Origin of the sequence: Pseudomonas sp. E45-MNA-CIBAN-0222 (genome assembly GCF_040310405.1) — a bacterium.
In the GTDB taxonomy this organism is placed as follows: domain Bacteria; phylum Pseudomonadota; class Gammaproteobacteria; order Pseudomonadales; family Pseudomonadaceae; genus Stutzerimonas; species Stutzerimonas stutzeri_AC.
On record NZ_JBEOPU010000010.1, the window covers coordinates 116,775 to 138,515 of the forward strand.

The 21,741-nt window shown below is 58.9% G+C and carries 22 protein-coding genes; 3 read left to right on the forward strand and 19 right to left on the reverse strand.

Features of this window, described 5'->3' with window-relative positions:
* Positions 1-17 precede the first annotated feature (17 nt).
* Entirely contained in the window at positions 18-914 is an 897-nt protein-coding gene (locus AAEZ08_RS16000; RefSeq protein ID WP_003283648.1) for a radical SAM protein, read from the reverse strand.
* Between the two features lie 39 nt (positions 915-953).
* Positions 954-1,574, reverse strand: coding sequence for a TetR/AcrR family transcriptional regulator (locus tag AAEZ08_RS16005; protein ID WP_003283650.1), 621 nt, complete (start codon positions 1,572-1,574; stop codon positions 954-956).
* A gap of 74 nt (positions 1,575-1,648) precedes the next feature.
* On the opposite strand from AAEZ08_RS16005, the gene AAEZ08_RS16010 reads away from it, so the two are divergent.
* Entirely contained in the window at positions 1,649-2,782 is a 1,134-nt protein-coding gene (locus AAEZ08_RS16010; RefSeq protein ID WP_003283652.1) for an aminotransferase class V-fold PLP-dependent enzyme, read from the forward strand.
* 220 nt (positions 2,783-3,002) lie between these two features.
* On the opposite strand, the gene AAEZ08_RS16015 is transcribed toward AAEZ08_RS16010, so the two are convergent.
* The 14 genes from AAEZ08_RS16015 to AAEZ08_RS16080 all read right to left on the reverse strand — a co-directional run bounded on the left by AAEZ08_RS16015 (position 3,003) and on the right by AAEZ08_RS16080 (position 14,709).
* Complete coding sequence (locus AAEZ08_RS16015) at positions 3,003-4,394, reverse strand: amino acid permease (RefSeq protein ID WP_500124686.1); 1,392 nt, start codon at positions 4,392-4,394, stop codon at positions 3,003-3,005.
* A gap of 120 nt (positions 4,395-4,514) precedes the next feature.
* Positions 4,515-5,300: a TatD family hydrolase gene (locus AAEZ08_RS16020; RefSeq protein ID WP_003283655.1), complete on the reverse strand. Its 786-nt coding sequence runs from the start codon at positions 5,298-5,300 to the stop codon at positions 4,515-4,517.
* Between the two features lie 125 nt (positions 5,301-5,425).
* Complete coding sequence (locus tag AAEZ08_RS16025) at positions 5,426-5,782, reverse strand: PilZ domain-containing protein (RefSeq protein WP_003283656.1); 357 nt, start codon at positions 5,780-5,782, stop codon at positions 5,426-5,428.
* 31 nt (positions 5,783-5,813) lie between these two features.
* Positions 5,814-6,800, reverse strand: coding sequence for a DNA polymerase III subunit delta' (locus AAEZ08_RS16030; RefSeq protein ID WP_003283658.1), 987 nt, complete (start codon positions 6,798-6,800; stop codon positions 5,814-5,816).
* Entirely contained in the window at positions 6,793-7,425 is a 633-nt protein-coding gene (gene tmk / locus AAEZ08_RS16035; protein ID WP_500124687.1) for a dTMP kinase, read from the reverse strand. Before tmk ends, AAEZ08_RS16030 begins: the two co-directional genes overlap by 8 nt.
* Positions 7,422-8,492, reverse strand: a complete 1,071-nt coding sequence (gene mltG, locus AAEZ08_RS16040) for an endolytic transglycosylase MltG (protein ID WP_058064800.1) — start codon at positions 8,490-8,492, stop codon at positions 7,422-7,424. Before mltG ends, tmk begins: the two co-directional genes overlap by 4 nt.
* Positions 8,489-9,304 (reverse strand): aminodeoxychorismate lyase, encoded by an 816-nt coding sequence (gene pabC, locus AAEZ08_RS16045; RefSeq protein ID WP_102819521.1) that lies wholly within the window; start codon positions 9,302-9,304, stop codon positions 8,489-8,491. The genes mltG and pabC overlap by 4 nt, the downstream gene beginning before the upstream one ends.
* Before the next feature lie 2 nt (positions 9,305-9,306).
* Positions 9,307-10,551, reverse strand: coding sequence for a beta-ketoacyl-ACP synthase II (gene fabF, locus AAEZ08_RS16050; RefSeq protein ID WP_003283664.1), 1,245 nt, complete (start codon positions 10,549-10,551; stop codon positions 9,307-9,309).
* Between the two features lie 172 nt (positions 10,552-10,723).
* Positions 10,724-10,960, reverse strand: a complete 237-nt coding sequence (gene acpP / locus AAEZ08_RS16055) for an acyl carrier protein (protein ID WP_003283670.1) — start codon at positions 10,958-10,960, stop codon at positions 10,724-10,726.
* Positions 10,961-11,153: 193 nt separating this feature from the next.
* Positions 11,154-11,897: a 3-oxoacyl-ACP reductase FabG gene (gene fabG / locus AAEZ08_RS16060; protein WP_003283671.1), complete on the reverse strand. Its 744-nt coding sequence runs from the start codon at positions 11,895-11,897 to the stop codon at positions 11,154-11,156.
* Between the two features lie 14 nt (positions 11,898-11,911).
* Positions 11,912-12,850: an ACP S-malonyltransferase gene (fabD, locus tag AAEZ08_RS16065; protein WP_036991684.1), complete on the reverse strand. Its 939-nt coding sequence runs from the start codon at positions 12,848-12,850 to the stop codon at positions 11,912-11,914.
* A gap of 62 nt (positions 12,851-12,912) precedes the next feature.
* Positions 12,913-13,983, reverse strand: a complete 1,071-nt coding sequence (gene plsX / locus AAEZ08_RS16070) for a phosphate acyltransferase PlsX (protein WP_003283673.1) — start codon at positions 13,981-13,983, stop codon at positions 12,913-12,915.
* A 3-nt stretch (positions 13,984-13,986) separates the two neighbouring features.
* Positions 13,987-14,169, reverse strand: a complete 183-nt coding sequence (gene rpmF / locus AAEZ08_RS16075; protein ID WP_003283674.1) for a 50S ribosomal protein L32 — start codon at positions 14,167-14,169, stop codon at positions 13,987-13,989.
* A 12-nt stretch (positions 14,170-14,181) separates the two neighbouring features.
* A complete protein-coding gene (locus AAEZ08_RS16080; RefSeq protein WP_003283675.1) occupies positions 14,182-14,709 on the reverse strand; it encodes a YceD family protein in 528 nt (175 codons plus the stop codon).
* A gap of 104 nt (positions 14,710-14,813) precedes the next feature.
* On the opposite strand from AAEZ08_RS16080, the gene AAEZ08_RS16085 reads away from it, so the two are divergent.
* The gene (locus tag AAEZ08_RS16085) at positions 14,814-15,392 is read left to right on the forward strand and encodes a Maf family protein (protein ID WP_500124688.1); all 579 of its coding nucleotides are present in this window, start codon (positions 14,814-14,816) and stop codon (positions 15,390-15,392) included.
* Between the two features lie 24 nt (positions 15,393-15,416).
* On the opposite strand, the gene sppA is transcribed toward AAEZ08_RS16085, so the two are convergent.
* From sppA to rluC, 3 genes are read right to left on the reverse strand one after another with little or no spacing between them, the layout of a single operon-like run.
* The gene (gene sppA, locus AAEZ08_RS16090) at positions 15,417-16,400 is read right to left on the reverse strand and encodes a signal peptide peptidase SppA (RefSeq protein ID WP_500124689.1); all 984 of its coding nucleotides are present in this window, start codon (positions 16,398-16,400) and stop codon (positions 15,417-15,419) included.
* Positions 16,390-17,076, reverse strand: a complete 687-nt coding sequence (locus tag AAEZ08_RS16095; RefSeq protein WP_102819519.1) for an HAD-IA family hydrolase — start codon at positions 17,074-17,076, stop codon at positions 16,390-16,392. The genes sppA and AAEZ08_RS16095 overlap by 11 nt, the downstream gene beginning before the upstream one ends.
* Complete coding sequence (gene rluC, locus AAEZ08_RS16100) at positions 17,069-18,022, reverse strand: 23S rRNA pseudouridine(955/2504/2580) synthase RluC (RefSeq protein WP_500124690.1); 954 nt, start codon at positions 18,020-18,022, stop codon at positions 17,069-17,071. Before rluC ends, AAEZ08_RS16095 begins: the two co-directional genes overlap by 8 nt.
* A 555-nt stretch (positions 18,023-18,577) precedes the next feature.
* On the opposite strand from rluC, the gene rne reads away from it, so the two are divergent.
* Positions 18,578-21,712: a ribonuclease E gene (gene rne, locus AAEZ08_RS16105; RefSeq protein ID WP_500124691.1), complete on the forward strand. Its 3,135-nt coding sequence runs from the start codon at positions 18,578-18,580 to the stop codon at positions 21,710-21,712.
* Positions 21,713-21,741: the final 29 nt, after the last annotated feature.

The window sequence follows — 21,741 nt, forward strand, 5'->3', positions numbered from 1 at the left end:
GGCATCGATTTGGCTGGTCAAAGTCCTCGCTGCCATTCCTCGCGCAAGGGGGCGTTGCGCGGATCCTCGATGGCTTCTCGCAGACGACGCAAAAGGCCCTGTTTATCAGCACCCAACACGCCCTTGAGCACCAGATAGTTGGACGCGTGATCGCTACGAAAAACCGTGTCGGTCAAGTCAAGATCCTCCAGTAGCCATTCCAGCTCGCGAAACAGATCGGCTGGCACCAGCGGCTCAAAATCCGCATACCCTTGGCGAAAGCGCGCTTCGCCTTGCGGGAAGCTGACCACCAGCGTGGACAGGAACTCGGGCTGCGCCGCATTCATCAAGCGCGCGGAGTTGCGTGCATGCTGGCGGCTCAAGCGCCGGCCACCCAGCCCGTTGAGAATCATCACTGAACGGGTGATGCCCGCCTGCCCCAGCTTATCCAGTGCACTGAGAGTTGATTCGTAGGTCTCGCCCTTATTGACGAGCGCCAGCACCTCATCATCACCAGACTCTGCGCCGACATAGGCCATGCCGAGCCCGGCATCCGCCAGTTCCTGCAGCTCCGCGACGGACTTCTTGCGCAAATTGCGAGGCAGGCAGTAGCTCGAGACCCGTTGCACCTCCGGTAGGCACTGGCGAATCTGCTCAAGGATCGTCAACAGCCTTCGGGTCGGCAGCACCAAAGCATCGCCATCGGCAAGAAACACGCGCTGGACAATCATCTGCTCGCCGCAACGACGGATTTCTTCGAGCACCTCGGCCTCGTCGCGGGCTCGAAACTTCTTCTGCGGGGCTGTATACATTTCGCAAAAGGTACAGCTGTTCCATGAGCAGCCATTGGTGACCGGCAGGATCAGCGAATGAGCTTCGCTGGGCGGCCGGAACACCGGCTCTGTGTAACGGATTGGAAACTCGCTCGCGTTCATTGCTGCCATGCCTGTTCGTTCGTCATGCTGCCCGAGGCATCAGTCGCGTTTGCGCTTGTTGCCCATACGCACGCCAATGTCCATCAGGAATTGGAAGAAGCCGTCCTGGTCCTCCAGCACGTTGCTCCAGAAAGGCGAGTGGTACAGCGCCACGGCGCCGTGGACCAGGGCCCAGGCGGCGCAATAGTGGAAGTAAGGAGGTACATCCTCCAGCTTGCCTTCGGCGATACGGCCTTTGATCAATTGGGTCAGATGCTCGAAGTTGGAAGCACGGATGCTATGCAGCTGCTCGACCATCTCGGGCACCTGATTACCCTTGACCACTTTCTCTTCGAGGCGGTCGAACAAGCGATAACGTTGCGGATCGCCCATGCGGAACTCGAAGTACGCACGTGAAAGCGCTTCTTTGTCGCGGTCCAGATCAGGTGAGTGCAGAAGCTTGTTCAGGTCGCGCTCGTAGTCGAGCATCAGCCGCAGATAGACTTCGGCTTTGGACTTGAAGTGCTTGTAGATGGTGCCTTTGCCGATGCCGACCGCATCGGCAATCATCTCGACGGTAACGCTGTCCTCTCCTTGATCGAGAAAGAGCTGCAACGCGGTATCGAGGATTTCCTGTTCGCGGCGGCGAAATTCGCGGACCTTACGAGGTTCATTCTGCATAGGAAGGCTGCTTGAGGTGAAATCGAGGCAGCCATTATGCCTAACCGGTCATGAAATGCACGGAACATCCAGCAATGATTCAAATCAATGACGAATTTCCACAAATAGTCGGTTTACGATATCTGAACCACGCCGCCGTCGCCCCTTGGCCACGACGGGCCGCTAGTGCGGTCAGCGCCTTCGCGGAACAGAACGCGACTCTTGGCGCACGTGACTATCCACAGTGGCTCAAGGTGGAGAACAGTTTGCGCCAACGCCTGACGCAACTACTAAATGCGCAATCCAGCGCCGACGTGGCACTGGTAAAGAACACCTCCGAAGCCCTTTCATTTGTCGCGTTCGGACTGGACTGGAAAAGTGGAGACCAGATCGTCATCAGCAATGAGGAGTTCCCGTCCAATCGCGTCGTTTGGGAGGCGTTGCGGCCACTCGGCGTCGAGGTCATTCAGGTCAATCTCAAGGGAGCGGACCCCGAGGCCGACCTTCTCGCAGCCTGTGGCCCTCGAGTACGGCTGATGGCGATCAGCGCTGTACAGTACGCCAGCGGCATGCGGTTGGATCTTCAGCGCCTGGGCGAAGGCTGTGAGCAACGCGGCGTGCTTCTGTGCATCGACGCAATCCAGCAATTGGGCGCCCTGCCCTTCGATGTTCAGCAGAATCGCTGCGCTTTCGCCATGGCGGACGGCCACAAATGGATGCTCGGCCCGGAAGGGCTCGGTGTTTTCTATTGCCGCAGTGACCTGCGCGAGCAACTGAAACTGCACGAGTATGGCTGGCACATGCTCGAACACGCTGGCGACTATGACCGCACGGACTGGGAGCCCGCGCGAAGCGCCAGACGCTTCGAATGCGGTAGCCCGAACTTGTTGGGTGCGATGGCACTAGAAGCCAGTCTGTCGCTGCTTCAAGAGGTGGGAATGGAACAAGTCGCCAAGGCGCTGGACGAGAGAATCCAATGGCTGACTCGCGGACTGAGCCGCATGAACGGAATCGAAGTCCTGTCGCCGGTCCAAGCGGAACGCCGCTCCGGCATCATAACATTCCGCCTCGAGGGCAGGACGAATGCCGAGTTGTTCGAGCATCTCAAGGCCGGACAGGTCGTCTGCGCGTTACGCGGCGGAGGTATCCGCTTCTCGCCGCATTTTTACACGCCAGAACAGGTGATCGAAGAAACGCTTGCCCTGTTACGTGACATAGCTACGCACTGACGGCGATCAACCAGCGAGACATGTATTCCAAATGCGTTTAAAAATCGCGCAAATCGGTCTGCAGAGCGGAGTTACAGCGCTAATACTTGAGTAACTGGCCGGGCAATCCCCCCACTGCCCAGCCAGATGAGGTCGCTAGGATTGCGATTTCATACTCCTAATGGTCTTGGCCCGGCTTCTCACGAAACCGGGTTTTTTTTGCCTGATCGCTAGTAAAGCGCTAGGCCTTCGCAAGCACATGTGCCCGAAGCTGGTAGCACAGCCAGAGAAAGCCAACCCATACGGGAATCGCGAATACCGACATACGAATACCCGGCAGCCACAGCATGATGACCAATATCCCTGCAACGAAGGCCAGGCACAGGTAGTTGCTCAGCGGAAACCAGAATGCCTTGAAGCTTGGCTCGATACCTTGGCGCCGCATTGCACGTCGGAACTTGAGATGCGCAAGGCTGATCATCGCCCAGTTGATCACCAGGGCAGCCACAGCAAGAGACATAAGCACTTCGAGAGCCCCCTGCGGGAACAGGTAGTTCACCGCCACGCAGAGGAGCGTCACCAACGCCGACACACCAACAGCGAGGACTGGCACCCCGCGGGCATTGATCTTCATCAAGCCGCGCGGCGCGTCGCCCTGCTCTGCCAGGCCGTATAGCATACGACTGTTGCAATACACGCCGCTGTTATAGACCGATAGCGCCGCAGTGAGCACTACGAAGTTCAGCAGGTGTGCCGCCGTATCACTGCCGATCAGCGAAAAGATCTGTACGAAGGGGCTGCCGCTATAAGGGTCGCCCGCCGCACCCAACGTCAGCAGCAACGCATCCCAGGGGTAAAGCGCCAATAGCACCGTCAACGCGCCTATATAGAAGATCAGGATGCGATAGACGACCTGATTGATCGCTTTGGGAATGACGGTTTTAGGATCTGCTGCTTCCGCCGCGGTGATGCCAACCAACTCCAGGCCGCCGAAGGAAAACATGATGATAGCCAACGCCAGCAACATTCCGCTGAAGCCATTAGGGAAGAAACCACCGTGCGTCCAAAGATTGCTGATGCTCGCCTGCTCGCCGCCCTTACCACTGGCCAGCAGGAACAGCCCGAGCAGAATCATGCCAACGATCGCGGCGACCTTGACGATTGCGAACCAGAACTCGGCTTCACCAAAGGCTTTGACGTTACCGAGGTTGATCAGATTGATCAGTACGAAGAATGCAGTGGCCGTGGCCCAAGTTGGAATCTCGGGCCACCAGAACTGCACGTACTTGCCCACCGCCGTCAGCTCGGCCATGCCAACCAGGACGTACAGCACCAAGTAGTTCCACCCTGAGAGAAAGCCCGCATAGCCACCACCGTACTTGTGCGCGAAATGGCTGAAGGAACCAGCAACCGGCTCCTCGACGATCATCTCACCGAGCTGGCGCATGATCAGAAAAGCGATGAAGCCACCGATCGCGTAGCCAAGAATCATCGATGGCCCTGCGCTTCGCAGCACCCCTGCCGAGCCCAGAAATAATCCGGTGCCAATTGCCCCGCCCAAGGCGATCAACTGGATATGGCGATTCTTCAGACCGCGCTGAAGCGATCCGGTATGTAGCATCTCAGCGGTCATGCGCCACCTTGGGGTCAATAGAGCGGTACAGCGCCATGCGCAAAGCACCTGATGGGTAGGCAAATGGGCAACGTTCGGTACACGCTCAAAGAGGCAGTCTGCGGTTACGCAACGGCTACGTCAGCCGCGAACTCTTGCCAGCGGGAACAGCGTTCTGAAATTCGTAGTGGTCTGCTCGGCCAGCGTTTCAAATGACACGCCACGCAGCTCGGCGAGAAACTCCGCCACCTCCCGCACGTATTGCGGCAAGTTCGATTTTCCTCGGTACGGTACAGGCGCCAGGTAAGGTGCGTCTGTTTCGACGAGCAGACGGTCTGCTGGAACCTGCCGTGCGACGTCGCGCAGCGCATCGGCGTTGCGGAAGGTGACGATTCCGGAGAGCGAGATATAGAACCCGAGATCAAGCGCGGCCTTGGCCATTTCCCAATCTTCGGTGAAGCAATGCAGCACACCTGCCCGGGGTAGCGCCGCCTCACGCAGCAAGGCCAGGGTATCGGCACGCGCTTCACGGGTATGAACGATCACCGGTTTGTCCGTGAGCCGAGCAGCTTCGAGATGCAGGCGAAACGACTGCTGCTGCATTTGCGCGGCTTCAGGCTGATAGTGATAGTCCAGACCCGTTTCACCGATAGCGACGGCGTGCGGATGCTGCAACTCGCTAAGCAACCAGTCCAGCATCGGCTGATTCGTCGGTTCGAGATCCAGCGGGTGTACACCGATGGAACAATCGACATCAGCATATTGATCGGTCAACGCTTTGACCGCTGCGGCGTTATCCGCGCTGACTCCAATACAGAGGAAATGCCCTACCCCGCGTGATCTAGCAGCGTCGAGCGCTGCATCGAGTGAACCGCCATGGGCGGCCAGGTCGAGTCGGTCAAGATGACAGTGGGAATCTACCAGCATGGAAGGCACTACTTGCTATCGCGAAAAAGGGGCGATTGTAGAGCAAATAGCCGACGATCAGGAAAGCCCAGCGGATTAGAGCGCGGTTGGCCACAGGACTGAGATCAACGCTGATCCCTCAGGCGTTACATCGTGTGAGTCGGACGATCCGATTTGAGCGCACCGGCCAGATAGGTTTCGATCTTGTTGCGCGCCGTGCTGTCACCCTCATTGAACTGCACACCGATGCCTGCTGCACGGCTACCCTGGGCACCTTTTGGCGTAATCCAGACCACCTTCCCAGCAACTGGAATTTTCTCCGGCTCATCCATCAGATTCAGAAGCATGAACACCTCATCACCAAGCTTGTAGCTCTTGTTGGTCGGAATGAACAATCCACCATGCTTGATGAAGGGCATGAACGCAGCGTAGAGCACCGATTTGTCCTTGATGGTCAAGGACAGGATGCCGTTACGCGGACCGAGATTTGCTGGCAGGCTCATGCGGTGTTCCTAACGAAAATTCTAGTCGATTCTAGCCCGCACCGGGCAGCGTTGCCCACTGCACCAGTAGCGCTTCGAGAAGCAACACACGGTTGAGGTTGGCTTTGCCCAGCACTTTCTGTCGATGTTCAAGTAGCCAGTCCTGCAGCGCCATCACTTTGTGCTGCGGGGATTTCTGCGCGAGGTACTGCAACACCTTCTGCATATCGGCAGCACCGAGCTCCGCTTCATCACCGGCCATCTGATAACGCAGGATCAGATGCACCCACTCGCAGAACCAATCGAACAGCAGAATCAGCGGCAACGCATTCCAGCCCTCGGCTAGCTGAGTAGGCGACTGCTGTTGCTTAAGAAGCTTTTTCACCCCATCGACGACCAAGGCTCGCAGCTCTAGCACCTTCTGGTCATGCAGTTTCAGCGCGGCCAAAGGCGAGCCTGCTGCCAGCATCAGCAGCTGCTCACGAAGATCCGACGGCAGCTCCGGTAACTGTCCTGCAAGCCAGTCCAGACTTTGCTGGCGTCCCGGCAAAGGGCAGGCCTGCTGCACGCAGCGGCTTTTGATGGTCGGCAGCAGACGGCTGGGCTGATGGCTGATGAGCAGCAACACCGTATCGCCGGAGGGCTCCTCGAGGCTTTTCAACAATGCGTTGGCCGCATTCAGGTTCATCGCTTCAGCCGGCTCCAGCAATATCACCTTGCGTCCACCCAACTGCGCCGTCTGGGTGACGAAGCCAACCAGGTCGCGTACCTGATCGACCCGGATGGCCTTATCGACCTCTTCCGGCTCGAGAATGTAATGGTCTGGATGCGTATGTGCTGCCAGTAACTGACAAGCCTTGCACTCACCGCAGGCACTCGCACCGACGGGACGCTGACAAAGCAACAGCGCCATCAACTGCTCGGCCAGCAAGCGTTTACCTATGCCGCCGGGGCCATGCAGCAGGTAGGCATGAGCATGCTGTGTGCGCCCTGCCAGTTGCCGCCAGAGTTCAGCCTGCCACGGAAGAACGTCAGTCACCGAGACGCCCCATCAAGTCAGGAATCAATTTCTCGACATCCTGCTGCACAGCAGTAAGGGACTGGCCAGCGTCGATAATCCGGTAACGCGATGGTGCAGCTCCGGCACGTTCCAGATAGGTACGTCGCACCGACTCGAAAAAGCGGATGCCCTCCTGCTCGAAGCGATCAAGGCGCCCCCGCGCTGCTGCGCGAGCGAGCCCCACCTCGATCGGGAGATCGAAAATCAACGTCAGATCAGGACGCAGATCACCCTGCACGAATGTTTCCAATTGCTCTATTCGCTCGCCCGAAAGCCCGCGGCCGCCCCCCTGGTAGGCGTAGGTGGCATCAGTGAAGCGATCGCACAACACCACTGCACCTCGCTCCAAAGCGGGCCGTATGACCTGAGCCACGTGCTGCGCACGCGCAGCAAACACCAAAAGCAACTCGGTGTCGGCTGCCATTGGCTCGTCTGCCGGAGCCAGCAACAGCTCACGGATACGCTCTGCCAACGGCGTGCCTCCGGGCTCACGAGTCAGTACTACATCCACGCCACGAGCCCGCAAGCATTCGGCAAGATATTCGCGGTTGGTGCTTTTCCCAGCCCCTTCCGGGCCTTCAAGGGTGACGAAGAGTCCGTTCATTGGGCGCTTTCACTATTAGCTGGCGCCTGTCGTGGCGGCGGGCTGGAACGGTAGTCGGCGCGTCGCTTGAGTTGATACTCGCGCACCGCGCGGTTGTGCTGATCGAGTGTATCGCTGAAGACATGACTGCCATCGCCGCGGGCTACGAAGAAGAGACTTGTGCCATCGAGCGGATGCAATGCCGCGTGAATCGCCTCGCGCCCAACCATAGCGATCGGCGTCGGCGGCAATCCGGGGTTGGTGTACGTATTGTAGGGAGTCGGTGTGCGCAGATCATTTCGCGTTATACGGCCCCGGTAAGTCTCGCCCATGCCGTAGATCACAGTCGGGTCGGTCTGTAGGAGCATGCCTCGCGCTAAACGACGCACAAAGACCCCTGAAATCTCACCACGCTCGTGCGGTACGCCGGTTTCCTTCTCAATGATCGAGGCCATGATCAGCGCCTGGTAAGCATCTTTGTAAGGCAGACCCTCTGAGCGCTGCTGCCACTCCTCTTCAAGCACCTGCTCCAGCCTGGTATAGGCCCGCCGCAGCAGCTCGAGATCGGAAGTGCCGCGGGTAAAACGGTAGGTATCAGGAAAGAAACGACCTTCTGGATGCAGGCCAGCCGCGCCGATGCGCTCCATGATGTCCGCATCCGACAGACCATCCAGTGTTTGCTCAAGCTTGGACTGATTCTGCAGAGCACTACGCAGTTGCCTGAAATTCCACCCTTCCACAAGCGTCAGGCTGTACTGCACGACTTCGCCGCGCTTCCAGAGCCCGATCATGTCTCGTGCGGTCATGCCAGGCATCAGACGGTATTCACCACTGTGCAGGCTCTGTCCGGCCAAGTTCAAGCGCCAGTACAGCCGTAGCCAAAACGCATCTTCCAACACGCCTTCGGCCTCAAGCCTTAGAAATACGCCACTAGGCGTATCGCCCGGCCGCACATCAAGCAGATGGGCGTCGTCGCTCACGGACAATGTCTGCTCCAAAGCAGAATGCTGCTTCCAGGCAAACAGCCCGAGCGCAATCACTGCCAACAGCACCACGGCCAGCAGCAGAACAAGAAATTTACGGATCACGAATCACTCAATAGGTCGGCAACAACGGACTGCAGTTTACGGGTCAGCGGGCCGACGGGCCAGACGCGCTCGGCCAAACCTGTCACGGGCCAGAGACCATAGAGGCTGTTACAAAGGAAAACCTCATCGGCCCGCAGCAGCTCGGCATAGCTGATATCGCGTTCGACGACCGAAAGCCCCAGCTGCGATGCGCGCGCCATGATTTCCGCCCGCATGACACCTGCCACGCCGCAGCGTGTGAGCGACGCAGTATGTAGCCGGCCGTCTGCGACCAGAAACAGATTGCTGAAAACACCCTCGATCACCCGGCCGGACATGTCGCACATTAACCCTTCCGCAAAGCCAGGATCGTGCCATTCGGCACGCGCCAACACCTGCTCAAGACGGTTTAGATGTTTGACTCCGGCAAGCAAGGGCTGCTCGGCAAGACGAGTGGCACAGGGGAAAAGTCGCACACCGACTTCGGCGTGCTGTGGAGGATAAGAAGGAAGCGGCGAGCCTAACAGCAAGCGTTGTGGCTGACAGGGCTGTGGTGGTGCATACCCACGCAGCCCGGCACCACGAGTGATGATCAGCTTGGCAACCCCCTGCCCCAGCACCTGGCAGAACTGCGTCAGTTCATCGCGCAGCGCATCGAGCTCAATGGGGATAGCGAGGCGTTGGCAGCCACCACTCAGCCGCTGCAGGTGCCGGTCGAGCAACTGCGCCCGACCGCCTACGACGCGGATCGTCTCGAACAGCCCATCACCGTAAGCCAGTCCGCGATCATGAACGGGCAGGCCATCACAGCGCTGCCCGTTCAGCCAGCTCAATGTCACTCGGCAAACCGGCGGAACACCAGCGAACCGTTGGTGCCACCGAAGCCGAAGGAGTTGGACACCGCAACATCGATCGGCCGTGGCTTGGCCTGATGCGGTACGAAGTCGAGGTCGCAGCCTTCATCAGGCTCGTGCAGATTGATGGTCGGCGGCGCTACCTGATCACGAATTGCCAAGACGCTGAAGATCGCCTCCACGGCGCCGGCTGCGCCGAGCAGATGGCCAACCATGGACTTGGTGGAGCTCACCGACAGCTCGTAGGCGTGATCACCGAATACACTGCGAATCGCAGCAGCCTCGGCTTTATCACCAGCAGGGGTCGAGGTGCCGTGCGCATTGATGTACTGCACCTGATCGCCGTTCAGCTGTGCGTCCTTCAGCGCATTGCCGATACAGCGCGCTGCACCAGCGCCATCGTCTGGCGGTGAGGTCATGTGAAACGCATCAGCGCTCATACCGAAACCAATCAACTCGGCATAGATGTGTGCACCGCGGGCCTTGGCATGCTCCAACTCCTCGAGCACTAGGGCGCCAGCGCCATCGGACAGTACAAAGCCATCGCGCTCTTTGTCCCACGGACGGCTTGCCGCAGCCGGATCATCGTTACGCGTGGACAATGCCCGAGCTGCGGCAAAGCCGCCGATGCCGAGACCACTGGCAGCCATTTCAGAACCGCCGGCCACCATCACATCGGCCTCGCCATATGCGATGTTGCGGGCAGCCATCCCGATGCAATGTGTGCCGGTGGTGCAGGCTGTGGCGATCGCATAGTTGGGGCCCTGCAATCCAAGGTGGATCGACAGAAAGCCGGACACCATATTGATAATGGAGCCAGGCACAAAGAATGGCGAAATACGCCGCGGACCTTGCTCGATCAGCGCCTTGCAGCTGTTTTCGATATTGGTGAGCCCACCGATACCGGACCCCATCGCGACACCAATGCGCTCCCGATTGGCGTCCGTAACCTCCAGACCGGAATCACGCACGGCCTGAAAGCTAGCCGCTAGTCCGTACTGGATGAACAAGTCGAGTTTGCGAGCTTCTTTCGCCGGCAGGTATTGCTCGACATCGAAGTTCTTGATTGAACCGCCAAAACGAGTGGAGTAGGCAGACAGATCCATATGCTCGATCAGGCCGATGCCACTGCGGCCGGCGAGAATTCCCTGCCAGCTGCTCGGCACATCGTTACCCAGTGGCGATAGCATGCCCATCCCAGTGACTACGACGCGTCTACGCGACACAGCAATTACTCCTATACCTAAACGAACTTGGCTCAACTCCCGCCAAGACAGGAACGATCCCCGGTCCGGGTGCAAGATTGCGCCCGTGATCTGGATGAATCCCTCTCAAAGAAAAGCCGCACTACCTCGATCAAGGCAGTGCGGCTTTCCTGGTTCCGAAGCGGATTACAACTTACTGCGCGTGCGCGTTGATGTAATCGATAGCTTCCTGAACAGTGGTGATCTTCTCAGCCTGCTCGTCCGGGATTTCGGTCTCGAATTCCTCTTCCAGAGCCATCACCAGCTCAACGGTGTCAAGAGAGTCGGCACCCAGGTCTTCGACGAAGGAAGCGCTGTTGGTTACTTCCTCTTCTTTAACGCCAAGTTGCTCGGCAACGATTTTCTTGACGCGTTCTTCGATGGTGCTCATACCTTGTTTTCACTCCTATGGAAAAATCAGGCAGCTGGTCTGCGCGGTAGTGTATAGAAAGCGTTTTCCGCATTTCAAGCTGGAAGCAGGCAAGCATGACGCCGCCTTCAACCATCTGTCTATAACGCAGCTGCAGTTTATAGCTAATTTAAAGACAGCCCTTATGACTGTCATCCTGCGTTGGACGTCACACTCAGCTCATGTACATGCCGCCATTCACTGGCACAGTGGCACCAGTAACATAGGCAGCGCCGTCAGAAGCGAGAAACGCGACGACCTTGGCAATTTCTTCGGCCTGACCGAGACGTCCCAGGGGAATCTGCCCCAGGAGCGCATCGCGCTGGGCTTCCGGCAACTCGCGAGTCATATCGGTATCGATGAAACCAGGCGCCACGGAATTCACCGTGATACCACGCGACCCAACCTCACGAGCCAATGCACGACTGAAACCCTCCAGACCGGCTTTGGCTGCCGCGTAGTTTACCTGTCCGGCGTTGCCCATGGCACCAACCACCGAACCGATATTGATGATTCGTCCCCAGCGAGCTTTCGTCATGCCCCGCAGCACGGCCTTGGTGAGCCGATACAAGCTGCTCAAATTGGTATTGATGACGTCATGCCATTCGTCATCTTTCATGCGCAGCATAAGGTTATCGCGGGTAATACCGGCATTGTTGATCAGGATTGCTGGCTGCCCAAGATGCTGCTGGATGTGCTCCAGCGTGGTACTGACCGACTCATCATTGCCAACATCAAGCACCAGCCCGGCCCCTTCGATGCCATTGCTCTTCAGTGTTTCGGCAATGCGCTCGGCACCAGATGGCGTGGTTGCAGTGCCGATGACGATTGCACCCTGGCGACCCAACTCAAGGGCAATGGCCTGGCCAATGCCACGGCTCGCGCCAGTTACCAATGCCACCTTACCTTGCAGACTCATAGCGTTCTCCTTGTTCAAGCCAATGCGACACGAGTGGCCGCGAAGGCCTCGGGGGTATCCAGATTGTAGGTGCTGACGCCCTTCACACAGCGCTTGTTGAGGCCTGACAGAACCTTGCCGGGGCCGCACTCGACCAGCGACGTCACGCCCCGCTCACCCAGCGCCACCATCGACTCGACCCAGCGTACCGGGCTGTATAGCTGAGCCAGCAGGTCGCGCTTGAGCGAATCTAGATCTGCAACGACTGCTGCGCTGACGTTCTGCACCAGCGGAATCTGTGGTGCCTGCCATTCGATCGCCTCTACCGACGCAGCAAAGCGCTCTGCCGCAGGACGCATCAGCTCGCAATGGGACGGCACGCTTACCGGCAAGCTCATCGCACGCTTGGCGCCCCTGGCCTTGCAGGCTTCGATAGCGCGCTCCACAGCCGCGGCATTGCCGGCAATCACCACCTGACCGGGCGCATTGAAGTTGACGGCGCTGACCACCTCACCCTGCGCAGCTTCCGCACAGGCAGCCAATACATCGGCATCTTCCAACCCGAGAATGGCCGCCATGCCACCCTGCCCGGCCGGCACCGCCTGCTGCATTAATTGGCCACGCAACTGGACCAGCTTGACTGCATCGGCAAACGCAAGACTGCCAGCAGCCACGAGAGCGGAATATTCACCAAGACTGTGGCCTGCAACGAAAGCAGGCTGCGCGCCGTTTTCAGCCTGCCAAAGACGCCAGATCGCAATGGAAGCAGTGAGAATGGCCGGCTGCGTCTTGTCGGTCTGGTTCAAATGTTCTTCCGGGCCGTTCTGGGTCAGCGCCCAGAGGTCATAACCCAACGCTGAAGAAGCCTCGGCAAAGGTATCGAGAATCACACTCTGCTGAGCACCAAGCTCGGCCAGCATGCCAAGAGACTGAGACCCCTGACCGGGAAAGACGAAAGCAAGTGATGCGGACATGAAACGACTCTCTTGTGGTTCTGTTCGTCTGAAGGATACGCCAGTGACCGGCGTCGCGAATTTCAGTTGGATGGCTTGCCGTTCTCTGCAGTCACATCATCCACCCCATCGGGCAGGTGAGCGGCACCCAGAAGAATTCCCAATCTGCGCCCCAGAAGCTCGGGAAGGTCATGCTCGACGTCCTGCGCGGCGCGCTGTATGGCCGCCTTGAAGCCTTCGGCACCTGCGCTGCCGTGACTCTTTACAACAATACCCTGCAGCCCCAGAAAACTGGCACCGTTGTACTGCGCAGGATTCAGCTCAGCACGCAATCTACGCAGGAGAGGCAACGCCGCAACACCCAGAATCCGCGCACCAAGCGAACGCTTGAATAGCGCCTCGACCCGGACGCCCAACATCCCGGCCAGTCCTTCGCTGGACTTGAGCAGCACATTACCGACGAAGCCATCACACACGACCACATCGGCCTCACCGCGATAGAGCCCATCCCCCTCGATAAAGCCCTGGTAGTTGAGCCCAGCAGCCTGTTGCAACAGCAAAGCAGCTTGCTTCACCTGCTGGTTGCCCTTGATATCCTCAGTGCCAACATTCAGCAGCGCAACCTTGGGCTGATGTCGCCCAATGGACTCGGCCGCCACCGCCCCCATGACCGCGAACTGGAAAAGCTGCTCGGGCGGGCAGTCAACGTTTGCGCCAAGGTCCAGCAACAGACACGGATCACCCTGTGTAGGGAGCGCTGTCACCATAGCCGGCCGGTCGATACCTGGCAGAGTTTTTAGGACCTGGCGCGCCAGCGCCATCAGCGCGCCAGTATTACCAGCACTCACACAGGCTTTCGCACCGCCGTCGCGAACTTGCTCAAGTGCAACACGCATGGAGGATCGGGGCTTGCCACGCAGAGCCTGAGCAGGCCGCTCGTCCATCCCGATCATCTCAGGTGCATCGACAATTCTCAGGCGCGCGCGATCAACCCCTGGATGCTGGGCAACGATTTTTTCAATCAAGGAAGATTGGCCGACTAGGACCAGGTGCAGCGAGGGGCTTTCAGCCAGACAGGAAAGACTGGCCGGAACAATGCAGTGGGGACCGAAGTCCCCACCCATTGCATCGATCGCGATGACCGGAGCAGACAAGGATTACTCGTCAGCGCCCTTGTCGATCACTTTGCGACCACGGTAGAAACCATCCGGGGACACGTGGTGACGCAGGTGAACTTCACCGGTGCTCTTTTCCACGGACAGAGCGTTCGGCACGAGAGCGTCATGCGAACGACGCATGTCACGGGCGGAACGGGATTTTTTGTTCTGCTGAACAGCCATTTGGATCAACTCCTAAACGTTTGGGTCACGCTTTAACTGCGCCAGTACGCTGAACGGGTTGGACCGCGTTACCTCGTCCTCACTCGGTTCAGGCTCATCTGGCCCAACCGGCGGCTGGCAAATTTCAGGGTCATGGAGTGGAACAATCGGCAGAGCAAGCAACAGCTCGTCTTCGACCAGAGCCAGCAGATCCAAAGGATCCTCTCCCACTTCCAGCACGTCATACCCTTTGGGTAGGTGCTGGCTGCTCGCCCCTTCATTCACAACCGCATAATCGCACTCGCTGTGAATCGGCAGAACAACCGGCTCCAGACAACGCTGGCAAATCAGTTTGACCTCAACGTCGAGCTGACTGTGAACAACCACAGTACGTTGCTCGTCGCGCCCAAAAGAAAAACTAGCGCGCACCACACCCTGATCATCTTCAAGAGGATCTGCGAGCCGCTTCAGCTGCGACAATTGCAGCTCACCGGTTAAGGTGGCCGCTCGGTCAGCAAGCTTGCGCGGATCAACGTGCGGAGGTATCGGTCCTTTCAACATAAGCGCGGCATTCTAGGGATGCGCCCTCGCCCTGTCAAAGGAATTTCCGCATGGTTTTACGATGCAGGGCATACAATTTAGCACCTGTATATAAAGGAGGAATTATGCGCCCCCTGCTGCTTGCTTCCAGCTCACGTTATCGCCAGCAACTGCTCTCTCGCCTGCGACTGTCGTTCGACAGCTGCGCACCGGAAATCGACGAAACAAGCCTGCCCGGGGAAGCTGCCGAGCAGCTCGTACGCAGACTCGCCGAGACCAAGACCAGAGCGCTCGCCGACCAATACCCGAACCACCTGATTATCGGCTCCGATCAGGTTGCAGTGCTGGATCAAGAGATTCTCGGAAAGCCTCACACGTTCGAGCGGGCGAAGCAGCAACTGCAATTTGCCAGCGGCAACAGCGTCAGATTCCTAACCGGACTGGCTCTAATTGACAGCAGCAGCGGCCGCATTCAAGTGGACTGCGTACCCTTTACCGTGCACTTTCGAGAGCTGAACGAAACGCAAATCGAGCGCTACCTGAAAGCCGAGCAACCCTTCGACTGCGCGGGCAGCTTCAAGGCCGAAGCACTCGGCATCTGCCTTTTCCGCTCCACCGAGGGAGAGGACGTCACCAGCCTCGTAGGCCTGCCACTGATTCGCCTAGTGGACATGCTGCGCAACGAAGGCATCGAGCTACCCTGACCGTGACCGAGCAGGACCTACCCGCTAACGCAGCGCCGGCCCCTGCAGACCGACCAATATCGCCAGACGCTCGGCTACTCCAGCGCCGAGCTTCTTGGTGAAACGATCGAGCGGTGACTCCTTGACCGTGAAATCGACGAGCTCCGGCTCACCAATCACAACACGCGCGACATGAGCCGTACTACCCAGCCCATCGATCAATCCCAACTCCAGTGCCTGTTCACCCGACCATACCAATCCCGAGAAGAGCTCGGGATGTTGCGCGTCCTGAAGGCGATCGCCGCGACCGCGCTTTACGCTATCGATAAACTGCTTATGGGTCGTCGCAAGAACGCTGCGCCAGAACTGACTCTCCTCGGGCTTTTCCGGCTGGAACGGATCAAGGAACGCCTTGTGCTCACCGGAAGTATAAACACGCCGCTCAACACCAAGCTTCTCCATGGTATCGACAAAGCCGAAGGTGGCGGCGGTCACACCAATTGATCCGACCAGACTGGATTTGTCCGCATATATCTCGTCCGCGGCGCTGGCGATATAGTACGCACCCGACGCACCGAGATCAGTAATCACCGCGTACACCTTGATCGCGGGATACTCACCCCGCAGACGCCGGATTTCGTCGTAGATGTAACCCGACTGGACCGGACTTCCACCCGGACTGTTGATGCGCAAAACGATCCCCTTGGTGTTCGCATCCTCGAAGGCGGCTCGCAAAGCACCCACAATGTTATCGGCACTAGCGGACTCCTCATCGGCGATCATTCCGCGCACATTTATCACGGCCGTGTGGCTTTCCTGGGCACTCTTGCCCTTGCCAAACTGCAATGCTGGCGAAAACAAGGCCAGCGCGCCGAACAGATACACGAAGGTCAGCAGCTTGAAGAATATGCCCCAGCGCCTAGCGCGGCGCTGCTCCTGAACGCCAGCAAGCAGCGTTTTCTCCAGAAGCTTCCAGCTGTTTCGATCTTCCTTGGCTTCCCCTACCGGAGCCTTCCATTCATCCGACATAGTCATTCACCTCAGAACCAGCCACGGAGCGCAACCAGGTGCCAAGCTCCGAAAAATGATTGATCGCAGCGCGCGGCTCACACCGCTGCAGGACCTCCACAGGCTGCGCACCATAAGCGACAGCCACACTGTCCACTCCGGCACGATGAGCCATCTGCAGATCGAACACAGAATCGCCAACCATCAGCGCCTGCGCCGGGGGCACACCGCAATGAGCGAGTATCTGACGAATCATCAGCGGATCAGGCTTGCTCGCCGTCTCATCCGCGCAGCGCGTGATATCGAAGAACCTTTCCAACCCTTGCCCCGCCAGCACGCGATCAAGACCGCGCCGCCCCTTGCCAGTGGCGACAGCAAGCAGATACCCAGCCTCACGAAACCTCGACAGAGATTCCGCAACACCCGGGTACAGCGGAGAAGGCTGAGCTTCCAACGCCAAATAATGCTCACTGTAGCGATGGCGAAATTCCTGAATCAGCGCATCATCAGCGTGATCCGGGTAAAGCACGCCGATAGCTTCAGGCAGTGCCAAACCGATGATGCCTTTTACAGCGGCATCATCGAGCCGTGACAAACCGCAACCGTGTGCGGCTATATGTATCGACTCGACGATACGGCCGATCGAATCGGCTAGCGTGCCGTCCCAGTCGAATATCAGAACTTGGTAGCTACTCACCCAGACGCTCCAACGTCCGCGCCCACATCTCATCGACAGGCGCCTCCAGCGACAACTCCCCACCATCAGGCAGCGGCACCTTCAAGGCGTAGGCATGCAGAAACAAACGCTTGCCGCCCAGCTCACGAATCTCACGAGTGAACTCCTCATCACCGTACTTGCTATCTCCCGCGATGCTATGCCCGGCATGGCGCGCGTGAACACGAATCTGATGGGTACGCCCGGTAACCGGTTTCGCCTCCACCAATGTCGCGAACTCGCCGAATCGGCGAAGCACACGAAACAGCGTCAATGCCTCTTTACCATCCTCGGTTACTTCAACCATTCGCTCGCCAGAGCGCAGCGTATTCTTCAATAGCGGCGCATTGACCTGCTTCTTCGAAGTTTCCCAGCGGCCACGCACCAAGGCCATATAGCGCTTGTCGACGCCGTCGCCACGGAGCGCCTGATGCAGATGACGCAACATACTGCGCTTCTTGGCTATCATCAGCAGGCCAGAAGTATCCCGATCAAGGCGATGCACCAGTTCGAGCTCTTTGACGTCCGGACGCAGCTGTCGCATCGCTTCGATCACGCCGTAGCTAAGCCCACTACCGCCATGCACTGCTATGCCGGCAGGCTTATTCAGCACGATGAGCGCTTTGTCTTCATGGACGATGGCCTTCTCAAGCCGCTCCAGTAATCCTTGAGCAAGCGGTTCTGGCTCGTCACGCTCCGCCAGGCGCAGCGGCGGGACGCGCACCACATCTCCAGCCTGCAGCTTGTATTCGGGCTTGATCCGCCCCTTGTTTACCCGCACCTCGCCTTTACGCAAGATGCGGTAAATCAACGTCTTGGGAACGCCCTTGAGCTGATTACGAAGGAAGTTGTCGATGCGCTGGCCGGCAAGTTCCGGCGCGACCTCAAGCATTTGCACACCGGAGGTCTGGGAAGGGGTATTGGTCATCGCGGCATCATATCAATTTTCATGGAATTGAAGCACTTAAACATTGCTGTTATAGTCCCGAACGCCGCCAAAAGCGGCCAGGTCCAGGGATGCCAGCGTTATCGCCAACCCTGACCGGCAAAAATGTTCTAGGACGTGAGGCCGTCCGACGGAGCTTCCCTCGATAGTGGTGAAGTTGCGAAACAAGCCTTGAAGACATGATGCGTGCCCCCTTTGGGGAATCGCGATAATCGATAACCCGCTCTCTGGATTCTGCGAGCGGCACCCGATTTTCAAAGTATGCGTGTTGGGTGGAGATGCACAGCATCGGATTGCGTAGCAAAGGCTTTCACAGACGCTTCATTCCGTCCGCTACCGATGCCTGATTCCTCCTCCCGAACCATTGCTTCTGTTCCGACAGTAAGCAGGAGATGTCGTCGCGACGCCGGCCCATTTGGCCGCACATCGCTGGACACTGGAGTGCCTTACAACCATTCCTGACTCACCTGACACCGACCGCGAGAGTCGTGTGTGCCGAACGCCGTTTCCGGATGCCTCGGAAACCGACGGTACTACATGAAAAGAATGCTAATTAACGCGACTCAGCCTGAAGAGTTGCGTGTCGCACTGGTCGACGGCCAACGCTTGTTCGATCTCGACATCGAATCAGGTGCCCGCGAGCAGAAAAAAGCCAACATCTACAAGGGCAAGATCACCCGCGTAGAACCCAGCCTTGAAGCCGCTTTCGTCGACTTCGGCGCCGAGCGTCATGGCTTCCTCCCTCTCAAAGAAATCTCCCGTGAGTACTTCAGCAAGTCGCCTGAAGGCCGCGTAAACATCAAGGACGTCCTGCGCGAAGGCCAGGAAGTAATCGTTCAGGTTGAGAAGGAAGAACGCGGCAACAAGGGCGCAGCGCTGACCACCTTTATCAGTCTCGCCGGCCGCTACTTGGTGCTGATGCCAAACAACCCGCGCGCGGGCGGCATCTCTCGCCGCATCGAAGGCGAAGAACGCAATGAGCTGCGCGAAGCACTGAATGGCCTGGACGTGCCTGCCGACATGGGCCTCATTGTCCGAACCGCTGGCCTGGGCCGCTCAAGCGAAGAACTGCAATGCGACCTGGACTACCTGCTGCAGCTCTGGACCGCGGTCAAGGATGCTTCGCAGGATCGCGTCGCTCCGTTCCTGATCTATCAGGAATCCAACGTAATCATCCGCGCCATTCGCGACTATCTGCGTCAGGACATTGGCGAAGTGCTCATCGACAGCGTCGAAGCACAGGATGAGGCGCTGAGCTTCATTCAGCAGGTGATGCCGCAGTACGCCAGCAAGATCAAGCTATACGAAGATTCGGTACCACTGTTCAACCGCTTCCAGATCGAAAGCCAGATCGAGACCGCGTTCCAGCGCGAAGTTAAACTGCCCTCGGGCGGCTCCATCGTCATCGATCCAACCGAGGCGCTGGTTTCCATCGACATCAACTCGGCCCGCGCCACCAAAGGCGGCGACATCGAAGAAACCGCGCTACAGACCAATCTGGAAGCGGCCGAAGAAATCGCTCGTCAGCTACGCCTGCGCGACATCGGCGGTCTGATTGTCATCGACTTCATCGACATGACGCCGGCCAAAAACCAACGTGCCGTCGAAGAAAAAATGCGCGAAGCGCTGGAAGCCGATCGTGCACGCATCCAGGTCGGTCGCATTTCTCGCTTCGGCCTTCTGGAAATGTCTCGTCAGCGTTTGCGCCCGTCCCTCGGCGAAACCAGCGGCATCGTCTGCCCGCGCTGTAACGGCCAAGGCATCATCCGCGACGTCGAATCACTATCGCTGGCGATCCTTCGCCTGATCGAGGAAGAGGCCCTCAAGGACCGCACCGCCGAAGTTCGCGCCCGCGTGCCATTCCAGGTCGCCGCGTTCCTGCTCAACGAGAAGCGCAACGCGATCACCAAGATCGAGCTGCGCACCCGTGCTCGCATCTTCATTCTGCCGGACGATCATCTAGAGACGCCGCACTTCGAAGTTCAGCGCCTGCGCGACGACAGCCCTGAGATCATGGTTGGCCAAGCCAGCTACGAGATGAGCCAAACCGAAGCAGAAGAGGCTCAGCCTGTCAGCTCCACGCGCACCCTGGTTCGCCAGGAGGCGGCGGTCAAGACCGCACCGCAGCGCACTGCACCAGCCCCTGCCGCCGCGACACCGGCTGAAGCACCGGCAGCCGCTCCGGCACAGGAGCCGAGCCTGTTCAAAGGCCTGATCAAATCCCTGGTCGGCCTGTTCGCAGGCGAGACTAAAGAGCCGCAAGCCACCGTGGAAGTCGAGAAAAAGCCCTCATCGCCGCGCCCCCAGCGCAACGACGAGCGTCGCAGCGGACGTCAGCAGAACCGCCGCCGCGATTCGCGTGCAGGCCGCGACGAAGAGCGCAAGCCGCGTGAGGAGCGCCAACCTCGAGAGGAACGTCAACCCCGCGAAGAGCGCCAGCCACGCGAGGAGCGTCAGCCACGCCCGCAGCGCGAAGAGCGCAAGCCTCGTGAGCAGACTGAAACTGCAGAGGCGCAGCCACGTCGCGAGCGAGCACCCCGCGAGGAACGCAAGCCGCGCGAAGAGCGTAAACGCGAGCTGCGCGCTCCAATCGACGAAGCGCCTGTGGTCGCCGATGAACAGCAGGTAGAGCGCCAGCCCCGTGCGCCGCGTGAGGAGCGCAAGCCACGAGCCGACCAACAGACTCCTGTCACCGATGAGATGTTGCAGCAAGCCGAGGACGTGGCCGAGGCTGAAGAGTCCCAGGACGCCAACGACAGTACTGAAGGCAACGAAAGCGACCGTCCGCGTCGTCGCTCACGTGGGCAGCGTCGCCGAAGCAACCGCCGCGAGCGTCAGCGCGATGCCAACGGCAATGAGATCGAGGAAGTTGACGAAAGCAATGCCCCGGTAAAAACCGAGGAAATAGCTATCGCTGCAACGGCTGCTGCGTTGGCTGCGAACACCGCTGATACCGAAGCTAGTGCGCAGACAAAGCTCGCCGATGACGCTGTCATTCAGACCGGCACTGAAGGCGTCGCAACCATCGTCGAACACGCACCGGTTGCCCCGGACGCAAGCGAGCCCGCAGCTGCCGAGCAGCCGGCGATTGTCGAGGCCGTAGCTGAGAAAGACTTGGCGCAGCCGACGGAAGCGGCACAGGAAGAGGCACCGCAGGTCCAGGCCGAGGTAATCCCACAGCCAGCTCCCGAGCCGGTGGTCGAAAAAACCGAAGCTGCACCAGCCGTCGCCGCAGCACCGACCATTAGCGGCCGGGCACCCAACGATCCGCGCGAGGTCCGACGCCGTCAACGCGAAGCCGAACGCTTGGCCAAGGAAGCGGCGGAAGCCGAAGCCAAGGCTGCTGCTGAGCAACCCCTGGCCAGCCCTGAGATCGTTGCCAGCGCGCCAGAGGTCGAGGTGAAGCCTGAGCAGGCTGCCTCGCAAACCACTCTGCAAACGCAGTCAGAGCCAGTTGTTGAGCCCGTGGTTGCCCAACAGCAACCTACAGCTGAGCAGTCGACTTTAGCTGTCGAGCCTACTCAACAAACGCAGGAGCCTGCCGTTGAACACGGCGAGCAACCGGCAGAGGCGCCAGTCGTAAACGAGGAGGCCTCTCAGCCGGCACCTCAGGCACCGGAGAAACCCGCAGAAGGCGAAGAGCCAGAAAACCGTGAGAAGCCTCAAGGCTAAACACACGCCGCTGACAAAAAAGGGATGCT